12 protein-coding genes are annotated in these 13,568 nt (G+C 35.0%); 8 read left to right on the forward strand and 4 right to left on the reverse strand.

All coding sequences use genetic code 11. From position 1 onward, the window contains the following. Positions 1-64 precede the first annotated feature (64 nt). Complete coding sequence (locus MHB70_RS03205; RefSeq protein ID WP_000642358.1) at positions 65-505, reverse strand: hypothetical protein; 441 nt, start codon at positions 503-505, stop codon at positions 65-67. A gap of 142 nt (positions 506-647) precedes the next feature. Then, positions 648-1,889 (reverse strand): LCP family protein, encoded by a 1,242-nt coding sequence (locus MHB70_RS03210; RefSeq protein WP_061529761.1) that lies wholly within the window; start codon positions 1,887-1,889, stop codon positions 648-650. Between the two features lie 248 nt (positions 1,890-2,137). Here MHB70_RS03210 and MHB70_RS03215 point away from each other — a divergent pair, with 248 nt between their 5' ends. Beyond that, complete coding sequence (locus tag MHB70_RS03215) at positions 2,138-3,202, forward strand: YhdH/YhfP family quinone oxidoreductase (protein ID WP_286675475.1); 1,065 nt, start codon at positions 2,138-2,140, stop codon at positions 3,200-3,202. Positions 3,203-3,235: 33 nt separating this feature from the next. Here MHB70_RS03215 and MHB70_RS03220 read toward each other — a convergent pair whose 3' ends face one another. Both MHB70_RS03220 and MHB70_RS03225 read right to left on the reverse strand, forming a co-directional pair. Further along, complete coding sequence (locus MHB70_RS03220) at positions 3,236-4,891, reverse strand: Na/Pi cotransporter family protein (protein WP_000456282.1); 1,656 nt, start codon at positions 4,889-4,891, stop codon at positions 3,236-3,238. A gap of 362 nt (positions 4,892-5,253) precedes the next feature. Then, positions 5,254-6,456, reverse strand: a complete 1,203-nt coding sequence (locus tag MHB70_RS03225; RefSeq protein WP_061529762.1) for an MFS transporter — start codon at positions 6,454-6,456, stop codon at positions 5,254-5,256. Positions 6,457-6,928: 472 nt separating this feature from the next. Here MHB70_RS03225 and MHB70_RS03230 point away from each other — a divergent pair, with 472 nt between their 5' ends. The 7 genes from MHB70_RS03230 to MHB70_RS03260 all read left to right on the forward strand — a co-directional run bounded on the left by MHB70_RS03230 (position 6,929) and on the right by MHB70_RS03260 (position 13,482). Next, complete coding sequence (locus tag MHB70_RS03230) at positions 6,929-8,017, forward strand: DUF871 domain-containing protein (RefSeq protein WP_061529763.1); 1,089 nt, start codon at positions 6,929-6,931, stop codon at positions 8,015-8,017. A 76-nt stretch (positions 8,018-8,093) separates the two neighbouring features. Further along, positions 8,094-10,034: a BglG family transcription antiterminator gene (locus tag MHB70_RS03235; protein WP_000169808.1), complete on the forward strand. Its 1,941-nt coding sequence runs from the start codon at positions 8,094-8,096 to the stop codon at positions 10,032-10,034. 109 nt (positions 10,035-10,143) lie between these two features. Then, a complete protein-coding gene (locus tag MHB70_RS03240; RefSeq protein WP_000131325.1) occupies positions 10,144-10,464 on the forward strand; it encodes a PTS lactose/cellobiose transporter subunit IIA in 321 nt (106 codons plus the stop codon). Between the two features lies 1 nt (position 10,465). Beyond that, a complete protein-coding gene (locus MHB70_RS03245) occupies positions 10,466-10,771 on the forward strand; it encodes a PTS sugar transporter subunit IIB (protein WP_000275635.1) in 306 nt (101 codons plus the stop codon). Positions 10,772-10,842: 71 nt separating this feature from the next. After that, a complete protein-coding gene (locus MHB70_RS03250) occupies positions 10,843-12,153 on the forward strand; it encodes a PTS sugar transporter subunit IIC (RefSeq protein ID WP_061529764.1) in 1,311 nt (436 codons plus the stop codon). After that, on the forward strand, positions 12,129-12,407 hold the full coding sequence (locus MHB70_RS03255; protein WP_000900038.1) for a hypothetical protein: 279 nt from the start codon (positions 12,129-12,131) through the stop codon (positions 12,405-12,407). The genes MHB70_RS03250 and MHB70_RS03255 overlap by 25 nt, the downstream gene beginning before the upstream one ends. Beyond that, entirely contained in the window at positions 12,397-13,482 is a 1,086-nt protein-coding gene (locus tag MHB70_RS03260; RefSeq protein ID WP_000440064.1) for a DUF871 domain-containing protein, read from the forward strand. Before MHB70_RS03255 ends, MHB70_RS03260 begins: the two co-directional genes overlap by 11 nt. Positions 13,483-13,568: the final 86 nt, after the last annotated feature.

Consider the following 13,568-nt stretch of genomic DNA (forward strand, 5'->3'; position numbering starts at 1 on the left):
GTGCTGCTTGCAGCCCATCCTTTTGTTTTGTGGGTAGTAAAACGTCACTGATTATAGTTTTACTTTATGCCCAAATAACTTTCATTAAGTTTTTATATTCGTCGTTCGCTAATTTATACAGCATTCTCGTATGCTCAAAAACAAGTGCTGGATTAAAGTTTGGTTCTGAGAATGCAAGAGATGTTGAAATATCAATTGCATTTTGCTTATTTAGTGTGAATTTTGCAAATCGGTAAGATGTGTTTAATTCATTGATGACATGTAAAATGTCATTTGTTGATGTTTCGTCAGGTACGTGAGCAACATTGAAGCAGTATATATCCACAGTCGGATTTTCATTTTCGAAAGCAGCGATAAGTTGAATTTTTGCGCCAGCTTCTGTTTCTAATCCTACTGAAAAATGCACCGAACCATCATTTTCATCTATATTTTCTTCCATGTATATATCGTTGGATTTTAAGTAGTCTTTAAAATCTGAAATGTTATGTTTTACTGCAGCTTTCATATGTATGAGCCCCCTGGTAATTGGAATAGATTACTATTATTTATTATAATTTAAAAATATTAAAAAAGATAGTTGGAAAGTTCTGATTTTTCATGTTTGAAAAAAGAAGCCGCACTCTACCTCCATAGAGTACGGTTTCTTTTTATTCATTGTTATTATCATTATGGTTGTTGTTACTTGACTCACGTTTGTTTGTATTTTCAGAGTCAGTGTCTTTTATTCTCTCAGAGTTAGTGTCTTTTGTTCTCTCAGAGTCAGTGTCTTTTGTTCTCTCAGAGTTAGTGTCTTTCGTTTTCTCTGAATCTGTTTTTTTCGAATCAAAGTCAGTTTTTGTATAGGCAGGTAGTCCAAGGTGAGTACGAAGTTCGTTCGTAACATTTGCTAGTGCTTTTTTATCTGGATTGTAGTAATATGTTCGACCGCCACCAGCAGATTTGCTACATGTATCATCACCTTTTTCCATATAGCAGTCATCACCTTGAATTTGTAACTTTTCAACTGAAGAATCTGCGCCATATTTATAGAATGAAAGCATATCATCGAATGTTAAGTTTGTAACGAATTGTCCGTTAATATCATCAATGATGTTGCCAACTTTTGTTACAGATCCAACGTTTGTTATTTTCTTTAAAATAGCTTCAATAACGAGTTGTTGACGTTGCCCACGCATTGCATCACTATCGATGTGTCGCGTTCTAGCAAGAGCAAGAGCCTCTTCGCCATTTAACTTTTGGACACCTTTTTTCAGGTGAATTGCATCGGCATTATCATTACTATCTTGTTCTGAAAATTCAACAGGTACATCGACTTCAATGCCGCCTAAATCATCGACAATTTTTATAAATGATTTAAAGTTAAATTTTACAAAGTAATCGACAGGAACATTCATTAATTTTTCAACTGCATCGATACTTGCTTGTGGTCCACCCTTTTTACCGTTTTTAGCAGAACCGAATGCATGAGCGTGTGTAATTTTATCTTTTTTCTTTTCTACTGGAATGTAAGTATATGTGTCACGTGGAATACTTAATAGTTTAACAGTTTTGCTGTCTTTATTAAAAGTTGCAAGCAACAGCGCATCTGTTCTTATAGCTTCACCATATTCTTTTCCTCGGACATCGCTTTCATCAACACCCATTATTAAGACAGAGACATTGTTCGTAATAGGTTTTACAGCTTTATCACGTAAATCAGATTTATCACCGCGTGCTAAATCGTGTGCGGCATTTCGAACAGCAGAAGATGCTTTATTTACTAAAAACCACGTATAACCGCCTCCTACTATTAAAAAGAATAGAATGACGCTTATAATAATTTTTGTTTTTTTCTTACTTTTTTTCGGTTTATTGCGTGTATTTTCTTGCAAAGATGGGTTTTGCTCCATTTCTTGTACTCCTTCATTTGGATTGAAATACGACACTCACATCCACTTATTATAATGAAATTTGACGAAAAAAAACATTACAAATCATTTACATTTCGTAAAAATTCAATTTATTTATAAAAAGTCAGATTTTCTATATGTTATTTTTCAGATGTAGGATAAGTATATGTTTTTTTAGTAGAAATGAAAATATATATTGTGAGAAAGTGAGAGAGAAGTAAGATTTGTTGAAATATAGCCAATAAGAAATTGGTAGTACTACTTATTTCTTCTATATAATAAAGAAGAATTTTACGGATGAAGGAGAGAGCATAATGGGTCATACATCATTCCGAGCAATCGTCGTGAAAGAAAAAGAAAATAATCAATTTGAAAGAAAGCTTGTCGAGAGAGAAATCAATCTTTTACCTGAAGGAGATGTGCTAATACGAGTTCATTACTCTTCATTAAATTATAAAGATGCGCTTTCAGCTACTGGTAATAAAGGTGTAACGAGAACATATCCTCATACGCCAGGAATCGATGCTGCAGGAGAAGTTGTGAGTAGTGAAGATGGTTCCTTTAAGGTAGGGGATCAAGTTATTGTAACGGGGTATGATTTAGGTATGAATACGTCTGGTGGATTCGGAGAATATATTCGCGTGCCATCATCTTGGATTGTTTCTTTACCAGAAGGAATGTCTTTGAAGGAAAGTATGATGTATGGGACAGCTGGTTTTACAGCTGCACTATCGGTATATAAGCTCATTGGAGCAGGAATTATGCCTAATATGGGAGATGTTTTAGTAACTGGTGCTACGGGCGGTGTAGGTAGTGTAGCGGTTAGTATTTTAAGTAAGTTAGGATATAACGTAGTCGGAGCAACAGGGAAATTGGAAGAAGAAGAGATGTTACTACGTTTAGGAGCAAAGAAGGTAATTCAGCGTGTAGAGTTGAGTGATGAATCAGGAAGGCCAATGCTTAAAGGAATATACGCCGGGGTTATCGATACTGTGGGCGGAAAGATGTTAGAAACAGCATTGAAATTGGTACGATATGCCGGTTGTGTAACGACATGTGGTAATGTGGCAGGGCATGAATTACACACAACAGTATATCCGTTTATTTTGCGAGGTATTAGCCTTGTAGGAATAGATTCCGTACAATGTCCAGTAGATATGAGAAGAGAAGTGTGGGCATTGTTAGCGACAGAGTGGAAAAACTTAGAACTATTATCATATACAGAAGAATGTACATTAGAAAAATTAGATGAGAAGTTTTCGCTCATATTGCAAGGAAAGTTAAAAGGAAGAACAGTTGTAAATATGAAATAAAAAAGAGACGCTAACTTGAGCGTCTCTTTCCTATTATAATGATTGTTTTAAATTGATTTTTCCTTGTTCACCTAAAACACCGTCAGCGATATTTACAGCGTGATCACCGATACGCTCTAAGTTACTTACCATGTCAACGAAGATGATGCTTGCATCGCCTGAACAGCTGCGTTCGTTTAGACGTATTACGTGACGTTTGCGAAGAACACGTTCCATTTGGTCGATTTTACGTTCTTTTGCAATAACAGTTTGAGCTAGTTCAGTGTCAAAGTTTGTTAAAGCATTGATTGCATCTTGTAATGTTGAAATTGTTAATTCAAGCATTTCATTTAATTCAGTTAGTGCGTCGTCTGATAGTGAAACGCGGTTTGAAATTTGGAAATCTACAAGTTCTACAAGGTTTTCTACATGATCACCGACACGTTCAATATCTCCAACAACACCAGCTAAAACAGAATGCTTCTCAGAATCTGCTGATGAAAGTGGTTTTTCTGATAGTAAAACTAAATACTCGGTAATTTTTTTATCTAAATTGTTAATAGCTCCTTCTAATTGAGTAGCCATATTAGCGTGTTTTTTGTCTTGTGTATTTAAAAACTGGTTTGCTTCTTTTAATCCATCTAATGAAAACTCCGCCATACGGATAATCTCTTTTTGAGCTTCTGTTAAAGCAATAGCTGGAGATTGTTCAATAAAGATTGGATTTAAATGTTGTGGTTTGAAGTTAATAGATGCATCTTCACCACGAATAATTTTTGTTACAATCCAGGCTAATACTGCAATGAATGGGAACTGAATGATTGTATTCGTTACGTTAAATGTTCCATGTGCAAATGCAATTGTCATTTCTGGATTCAAGTTTAATGACGTTTGGAAATATTGAATTAAATTTGTAAATGGTATCAATATAATCGTAAAAATAATGGTACCGATAATATTAAAGATAACGTGAACTAATGCTGCACGTCTTGCTGCAATTGAAGTACCGATTGCTGCTAATACTGCTGTAATTGTCGTACCGATGTTATCACCGAATAATACAGGAAGGGCAGCTTGTAAATCGATTGCACCTTGACCGAATAATTCTTGTAAAATACCGATTGTTGCGCTTGAGCTTTGTACAATTAAAGTGAAGACTGTACCGACAATAATTCCTAAAATTGGATTATCACTCATGCTAATCATTAAATCTTGGAATGCCTCTAATGAACGAAGAGGTTTCATACCTGCGCTCATTAATTCTAAACCGAAGAATAACATACCAAAACCGAATACAACTTGACCTACAGAATGTACTTTTTTATTTTTAAAGAAGAATAGTAAAATCGCTCCAACTGCCATAACTGGGAGAGCGTATTCTCCGATTTTAATCCCGATAATAAATGCAGTAACTGTCGTACCGATGTTCGCACCCATAATAACACCAATTGCTTGTCTTAATGTCATAAATCCGGCACTTACAAGTCCAACTGTTAAAGCGGTTGTTCCTGAACTTGATTGAATTAATACAGTAACTAACATACCTGCTAGTACACCCATAAGTGGGTTCGTTGTAAAACGATCTAAAATATCGCGAAGACGATCTCCAGCTGCTTGTTGCAGTCCATCGCCCATGTATTTAATCCCGAATAAGAAAATACCTAATCCACCAATGAATTGGAAGATCATTTCTTGAACATTATATTCCACGCATTCCACTCCTTAAATTTCATGTACGATGTAATTATTAACTAAACCTTGAGGCACTGTAAACGGTTTGCTAGTAAAATTTACACTAAATTTACAAAGAGGTGAAAAGTTTACAATTCTTTAAAGAAACAGCTGTATTTTAATGGTTTTCGTCTTTTGTAAATAGTGTTTTTGTAAAGAAATCACACTTTTTAGAATAGTATTATTCAATTGTATATCAAAGAAATCTTCTACAAGTTCATTGTATATTTTTTGATGATAGTTAAAAAAATATGTAGGGAAATGCATGTAGTTTTATAAAGCCAACATGGGGTTTAATATTTATTAAGTAGTCTTTTTTTGCAAGAAAAAAAGCCGCTAAATTATCCAGCAGCTTTTTCTGTATTTTTATCTCCGTGCTTTTGTTTTCTTATACTTGTAATGTAAATGAACAGAAAAGCAATAAGTAATAGGGAAGAATAACGATATACAGTCGCATAGTTTGTAAAATGTGCAATGAATCCGAAAATAATCGCTCCCGCACCAATTCCAAGGTCAAATGCTGAGAAGAATGTAGCTGTTGCGACTCCTCGGCGGTGCGGTGCTACTCGGTCGATCATCCATGCTTGTAGCGCAGGCTGAATCGCTCCGAAGCCACTTCCGTAACAGGCTGCCGCAATAACTAAGCTCGGAATTGTCGTTGTATACGACAATAAAATAATACCTGCGAACGTTATAATACCCCCTGGAATGATGACGAATGTATGGCCTTTCGCATCATATAACTTTCCGGAAAATGGACGAGTTACAGCGATTGCTAGCGCGTTACATAAAAAGAAGAGACTAATATCAGCAATGCCAACTTCGGTAGCAAATAGTGTGATAAAGCTGCCGATTCCTCCGTACATTAATGTAATACATAATATTAATAATGAAGGAAGTAAAGCTTTGCGCTCAATAAATCCATCGAGAAAAGTACCCGATGATTGTTTTGGTGGTTGTTTCGTTTTTTGGATTTGAAGTAGTTTCGTTAAAATTAATGAAACGATTGTGCATGAAAGTGCACATAAAAAAAGAACGTTGAAATTATATGCTTGCATAAGCCATAGTCCGATTAGTGGGCCGAGAGCCATTGCAATGGTTCCAGAAAGTCCGAAATATCCCATGCCTTCTCCGCGGCGAGCTGCTGGAATTAAATCAGAAACGACAGTTCCATATGTAGTCGTTGTAATACCGAAGCCAGCTCCGTGTAAAATACGAACGGCAAGCAAGAGAAAAATGGTAGAGGCGAAAAGGTAACTGCCCATAGCGAGTAAACAAATAGCAGTACCGATCATTAAAATGATTTTTTTATTAAATTTCTGTAAGGCGTTTCCAGTTAGCGGTCTAACAAAAAGTGCCGCAACGGTAAACATACCGACGACCAATCCGATATTTGAACTTGTGCCACCGATTTCTTTCACATAAACAGGTAAAGTTGGAATTAACATTTGAAACCCTAAAAACATACATAAGTTTGCAAAAATTAAAGCAACAAACTCTTTTGTCCATAACGGTTCTCGTTTTACGAGTATTGCCTCTCCCATATATTCATCCCCTATATACATTTTTTCCGCTATTTGCGGACAGTAAAATTCCCACCTCAAAATCTGGCTGGAGCAAAGAAGTTAGGTGGAAGCCCTGCTGCCAGCAAACGCCCGATTGGTGAAGGCTAATAATCGGTGGGGGATGAACAAAACCCCCACTGATTAAAGTTTCACTTTATCTCTTTTCTTTTGAGTATATGTATTGGTCAATGTAGCAGTCAAGGAAGGTGTCTTGAAAGCGGATAACAATTTTTAAAATGAAAAACTGACAAATTTGTGTAAACGCTACACAACTATGAAAAAAAGATGTAAAGTATAGATGTATAGACTTGTAGTTGTTATGAATGATAGAAATTGTTTTTTCTTTAAAGAAAGCGGATTCAAAAGGTAGTGAATGAGAAGGGGATATATACTTTTTTACTACATATATTTGAAAAGGTTTACAAAACAATGAAGAAAGAGGCGTGTACATATGAGACGATTAGGTATTTCTATTTATCCAGAACATTCAACGGTAGAGAAAGATAAGGAATATGTAACATTAGCAAGTAAATACGGATTTACACGTGTGTTCACATGTTTACTATCTGTGGATGGAGAAAAAGAGAAAATTATTGAAGAATTTAAAGAAACGATCTCTCATGCGAATGCATTAGGGTTCCAAGTATTAGTTGATATTAGTCCATCTGTTTTTGAACAATTAGGTATTTCGTATAATGATTTATCATTCTTCCATGAATTAGGTGCGTACGGTATTCGTTTAGATGTTGGTTTCTCAGGATTAGAAGAATCAATTATGACTTATAATCCGTATGGTTTGAAAATTGAGATTAATATGAGCAATGGTACGAAGTATGTAGATAACATTATGAGTCATAGACCAAATCGTGAAAATTTAATTGGCTGTCATAATTTTTATCCGCACCGCTATTCGGGGTTATCATACGATCATTTCATTACATGCTCGAAACAATTTAAAGATTACGGCATGAGAACAGCTGCATTTATTTCATCATTTGATGCAACATACGGACCTTGGCCAGTAACAGAAGGTTTATGTACGTTAGAAGAGCATCGTGAATTACCGATGACAACGCAAGCGAAGCATTTATTTGCGACAGAATTAATTAATGATGTTATCATTGCAAACGTTTATGCTTCAGAAGAAGAATTACAAGCACTAGGTGCGTTAAATAAAGAGAAACAAACATTTGATATAGAACTATACGATACAACGACAAATTTAGAAAGAATTATCGTATTAGAAGAACCTCATTTTTATCGCGGGGATGTATCTGAATATATGATTCGTTCTACACAAAGTCGTGTGAAATATAAAAAAGAAGAGTTTAAACCTCATAATACGCGTGAAATTAAGCGTGGCGATCTTTTAATTGATAATGAGCAATATGGCCAGTATAAAGGTGAATTACAAATTGCATTAAAAGATATGGTGAATACAGGAAAAACAAATGTAGTTGGTCGAATTATAGAAGAAGAGATTTTCTTACTAGATTATTTACATGCTTGGGATAAATTCGGATTTACATTAAAGAAATAGAGAGAATATAAAGGGGAAAAACTACTGATTTCAGTAGCTTTTCCCCCTTTATATATAAAGAGCGAGAGGAAGAGCTATGACAAAGGTGCATCAGCGATTAATTTCTATTTTAGAGGAGTTTTTAGAAGAGAAATCGATGTTAAATCGAGCTTTTTTAGCGAACCGATTACATGTATCAACGAAGACGATTCAAAAAGATATAAAATTATTAAATGATATATTGGAAGAAAACGGAGCGAAAATCGAATCGCAAAGAGGGACTGGATATGAACTAGAAATTATACAAACGAAGATATTTGAAGAGTTTTGTGTGAGTCTATTTCAAAAACAGACGGAAAAGATCCCAACTTCTTATGAAGAAAGAGTTGCGTATATTTTACAACGTGTTTTAACGACAGAAGGATATGTGAAGCTTTCGCAGTTAGCAGAAGAAATTTACGTGAGTAAATCAACTGTAAATTTAATTATGAAAGATGTTACAGATATATGCGGTCGCTATACATTGCAAATTGAAAAGAGACCGTATTATGGTATACGTATTGTGGGAGAGGAATTTAATATTCGTTCTTGTTTATCACAATATGGTTTACCACGTTATGAACATACTCCGTTTCATGAGCAATTTGAGCAGACGGATACATATGTATCGTTACCTCATATATCACTCATTCGTTCAATTATATTAAAGTATATTGAGGGTGGAACAATATATTTATCTGATATAGAAATTGATAATCTAGTTATTCATATTGCAATCGCATTAAAGCGTTGTCAAAGTCAACATTATATGACAGGACTGCATGTGGAGCAATCAGAACTTATAATAAAGAAAGAATATACAATTGCGAAGCAGATTTTAGGAGATTTAGAGAAAGAGTTAAAACTTTTATTTCCAGAAGAAGAAGTATTATATGTGACGGTGCATTTGTTAAGTACTGCTGTTACAGCGAGAGATCGCTATGAAAATGTAGAAGAACTATTAGGAAAAGATATATATGCATTTATGCAACATATTCTTTTTAAAGTAGCGGAAGAACGGAATCTTATTTTTTATTATGATGAAGAATTATTATTTGGATTTGGTGTTCATTTAAAAACGTTATTAAATCGTTTGAAGTATAAGTTAAATACGAGAAATCCTCTTTTGGCAGAAGTGAAAAAGAATTATCCGTATGCTTTTGAAATTGCGGTTCTCGTTGGAGATATAATTGGTGAATATACGGGTGAATCGATCCCTGAAAGTGAAATTGGTTATATTGCTATTCATTTCGGCGGAGCGATGAGCCGTTTGCAGGAGCAGAATCAAAAGAAAAGATGTTTATTAGTTTGTGCGACTGGTCAAGGGAGTGCACAACTATTAAAATATAAAATTTTATCACAGTTTCGAGATAAATTAGAGATTGTAGGTATTACAGGCTATTATCAATTGAAAGTAGAAGACCTTTATAAAGACAAAATAGATTGTATTATTAGTACGATTCATATACCTAGTGGTTTGCCTGTTCCAGTTATAAAAGTGAACTCAATATTTGATGATAAAGAGATTAAATCGATTGGTCAGCAATTGTTTACGCATGTGAATAATAGTGTGCAGCAATATATAAAAGAAGATTTAATCTTTTTAAATCGTAGCGCTTCTACGAAAGAAGAAGTTATTCAATTTTTATGTGAGAAAGCCGCTGAGAAAAACTATGTGCCAGAAAATTTTTATGCTTCTGTTATGGAAAGAGAAAATACATCTCCGACAGCGGTTGGGAATTTAGTGGCGATTCCGCATCCGATGCAGTTATTAAGTGAGGAAACATTTTTGATGTTTTGTACACTTGATAAGGCTGTTGATTGGGGAGATAAAAAAGTACAATTGATTATTTTATTTAGTGTGAAGCGCAATAATAATGAAGATTTGCAACGGCTTTATGATTTTTTATATGATATTATGTCTAATCAGAATACGATAGAGAAATTAACTCAGGCTGAATTAATTGAAGGTTTTCAAGAGATTTTATTATCGTATTGAAAAAGTATATAAAAACTTCCGTTACATAACGGAAGTTTTTTATGTTTAATTGTATGCGTTTTCATAATAAGATGAACATATAGAAAAACAAAGCTTGGGGGAAGTTAAAATGACTGATATGCAAACTCCATTTGCGTTAATTTTACATGGTGGCAACGCGAGAAGCGCGGCGCTTGAAGCAATCGCTTTTGCAAGACAAGGAGATTTTGAGAATGCGAGTGAAAAGATGGAACTTGCTAGTGAAGAAATTTCAGCAGCTCATCGTATTCAGACGGATTTAATTCAAGAGGAAGCAAGAGGAAATCATGCAGAAATAAGTTTACTGTTAGTGCATGCACAAGATCATTTAATGAATGCAATTACAGTGAAAGAACTTGCTGAAGAATTTATCGCTCTTCATAAACGTGTGGAAGAGAAAGTGACAGTATAATATGTATATTTTATTATGTTGTGCTGCAGGTATGTCAACGAGTATGGTTGTAAGAAAAATGCAAGAAGAGGCGAAGAAACAAGGGAAGGATTATAAAATTAAGGCAGTTGATTCAGAACTTGTGAAGCTTGAAATTAAGGAAGCAGATGTCGTTTTAATTGGTCCGCAAGTGAAATATTTATTTCCGGCCGTAGCGTTTCTTGCAAAGTCATACGATATACCAGTTGCTATTATAAACCAACGAGATTATGGCATGTGTGACGGTTTGAAAGTACTTAAGCAGGCAGAAGAATTAGTTTTAGCGTAATTATATTTTTTTAAACATAAACATTATAATGTTATAACTTTTGGTTATATTGAACAAAGGGAGGGCTATTGATGAATGGGTTTATGAGTTTTATGGAACAGAAGATTATGCCAACAACGCAAAAGATTGCAGGACAGCGACATTTATTAGCAATTCGAAACGGGGTTATTTCTACATTACCATTAACGATCGTCGGATCATTTTTCGTTATCTTTTTAAACTTACCAATTGATGCATATATGGAGTGGATTGCACCGTTTCGTCATATTTTAGATATTCCATTCCGATTTACAGTAGGCTTAATGGCATTATACGCAGCTTTTGGGGTAGGGGCTTCGCTCGCTAATTTTTATCAGCTCAATCAATTAAGCGCAGGGTTACTCTCTGTACTCGCCTTTTTATTAGCATCAGTTGAACCAATTCAAATTACGAAAGCTGTACCAGGTGTTATTGATGCGGGTAGATACATTTCAGTAGGAACATTAAGTGCCACGTCTTTATTCGGCGCAATTGTTACTGCATTAATTGCAGTAGAAATTTATCATTTTATGATTAAGCATAATATTTCGATTAAATTACCAGAAAGTGTACCACCAGCAGTTGCAAACTCGTTTGCAGCATTAATTCCAACTTTAGTTGTTATTCTTTTATTCTGGGGTATTCGTTACGGTTTAAAATTTGATGTAAATACAGCAATCACATATTTAATTGCACCATTAAAGTCAGTATTAGTAGGAAACAATTTATTCGGCGGTCTATTAACAGTATTTTTAATCGTGTTCTTCTGGTCATTCGGTATTCATGGCCCAGCGATTTTAGGACCAATCATTCGTCCGATGTGGGATTCAGCAATTCTTGAAAATATGGAAGTGTTCACGGCTACAGGAAATGCACATCAGTTACCAAACTTATTTAAAGAGCAATTTATTCAATGGTTCGTATGGATTGGTGGGTCGGGTTCAACGTTAGCTTTAGTCATTATGTTTATGTTCTCTAAATCTAAGTTCTTAAAAGAGTTAGGTAGATTATCATTCGTGCCAGGTTTATTCAATATTAACGAGCCAATTATTTTCGGGGCACCGATTGTAATGAACCCAATCTTAATTATTCCGTTCGTTATTACACCGTTAGTTACAACGACGGTATCATATTTCGCAGTTGTTTCAGGTATGATTCCACTTATGATGGCGAAGTTGCCATTTACGATGTTAGCGCCAATTGCAGCAGTGATTAGTACGGACTGGACAATTATGGCTGGCGTACTTGTAATTATTAACTTTGTAATCTCATTTATTATTTACTATCCATTCTTCAAAATGTATGAGAAACAACAAATAGCAGGAGAGGAGAAAACAGAATGCTCGGAGCAATTATCATCTTAATTACATTTGTGATCGGACAATGCATTGCTCATTATTCGAAATGGGTACAAAGTAAATCTTTATTAGTTTTACTACTCGTATCAGTTTTGTTTATCGGTTGTTCAATGGGTGCATATGTAATTTTAGGTCTACACTCACCGTACGTAATTATTGTACCGACAATTTTATGTGCAACATGTTTATCTGCAAAATATAGATTTACGAGCATGGCATTAATACAACGTGTGAAGGAGATGCAAAAGCATGGAGCGTAAATTAGGAATTTCACTTTATCCAGAGCATTCAACGAAAGAAAAAGATATGGCTTATATTTCCGCAGCGGCACGACACGGTTTTTCAAGAATATTTACTTGTTTGTTATCTGTGAATCGTCCAAAAGAAGAAATTGTAGCTGAATTTAAAGAGATTATTAATCACGCAAAAGATAACAATATGGAAGTTATTTTAGATGTAGCTCCAGCTGTGTTTGATCAGCTTGGTATTAGTTATAGCAATCTATTATTTTTCGCAGAATTAGGCGCAGACGGTATTCGTTTAGATGTAGGTTTTGACGGATTAACGGAAGCGAAAATGACGAATAATCCGTACGGTTTAAAAATTGAGTTAAATGTAAGTAACGATATTGCGTACTTAGAAAATATTCTTTCGCATCAAGCGAATAAATCAGCTTTAATCGGTTGCCATAATTTTTATCCACAAAAGTTTACTGGTCTTCCGTACGATTATTTCATTCGATGTAGTGAACGTTTTAAAAAGCACGGTATTCGCAGTGCAGCCTTTATTACATCAAATGCCGCAAACATCGGTCCATGGGATATTAACGACGGTTTATGTACGTTAGAAGAGCATCGTAATTTACCAATTGAAGTACAAGCGAAGCATTTATGGGCAACAGGGCTAATTGATGATGTCATTATCGGAAATGCTTATGCGAGTGAAGAAGAGTTAGAGAAATTAGGAAACTTAAATCGTTACATGTTACAGCTAAAGGTACACTTTGTAGACGAAGCAACGGAAGTAGAGAAGAAAGCGACGCTGCAAGAATTACACGTAAGACGCGGCGACATAACAGAATATATGGTACGTTCTACAGAAGTGCGTAAAAAGTACAAAGACTATGACTTCCCGGTGCGCGAAAGTGTGCTACAGGAAAGAGGGCAAGTTGTAATTGGTAATAACTCATTCGGAAAGTATAAAGGTGAACTGCAAATCATCTTGAAAGAAATGCCGATAGATGAACGGAAAAACATTGTCGGTACAATTGCAGAAGAAGAGTTATTCTTACTAGATTATGTAGGAGCTTGGACGCAGTTTACTTGTGTGGAATAGGGAAGATAGGGGGCGTTCTAAATTTTGGAACGCCTTTTTAATAGTAAAGTGCTTTTAATGTAAAAATTTGTCGATAAATCGATATT

This window comes from Bacillus sp. FSL M7-1020 (assembly GCF_038050415.1).
Classification (GTDB): domain Bacteria; phylum Bacillota; class Bacilli; order Bacillales; family Bacillaceae_G; genus Bacillus_A; species Bacillus_A toyonensis.

What these genes read in the sequence shown, in the direction of transcription:
- MHB70_RS03225 (WP_061529762.1), bottom strand. Translation starts at nt 6,456, where the DNA reads ATGGGAGAGGCAATACTCGTAAAACGAGAACCGTTATGGACAAAAGAG.
- MHB70_RS03250 (WP_061529764.1), top strand. Translation starts at nt 10,843, where the DNA reads ATGAATGGGTTTATGAGTTTTATGGAACAGAAGATTATGCCAACAACG.
- MHB70_RS03235 (WP_000169808.1), top strand. Translation starts at nt 8,094, where the DNA reads ATGACAAAGGTGCATCAGCGATTAATTTCTATTTTAGAGGAGTTTTTA.
- MHB70_RS03260 (WP_000440064.1), top strand. Translation starts at nt 12,397, where the DNA reads ATGGAGCGTAAATTAGGAATTTCACTTTATCCAGAGCATTCAACGAAA.
- MHB70_RS03255 (WP_000900038.1), top strand. Translation starts at nt 12,129, where the DNA reads ATGCTCGGAGCAATTATCATCTTAATTACATTTGTGATCGGACAATGC.
- MHB70_RS03210 (WP_061529761.1), bottom strand. Translation starts at nt 1,889, where the DNA reads ATGGAGCAAAACCCATCTTTGCAAGAAAATACACGCAATAAACCGAAA.
- MHB70_RS03245 (WP_000275635.1), top strand. Translation starts at nt 10,466, where the DNA reads ATGTATATTTTATTATGTTGTGCTGCAGGTATGTCAACGAGTATGGTT.
- MHB70_RS03230 (WP_061529763.1), top strand. Translation starts at nt 6,929, where the DNA reads ATGAGACGATTAGGTATTTCTATTTATCCAGAACATTCAACGGTAGAG.
- MHB70_RS03240 (WP_000131325.1), top strand. Translation starts at nt 10,144, where the DNA reads ATGACTGATATGCAAACTCCATTTGCGTTAATTTTACATGGTGGCAAC.
- MHB70_RS03205 (WP_000642358.1), bottom strand. Translation starts at nt 505, where the DNA reads ATGAAAGCTGCAGTAAAACATAACATTTCAGATTTTAAAGACTACTTA.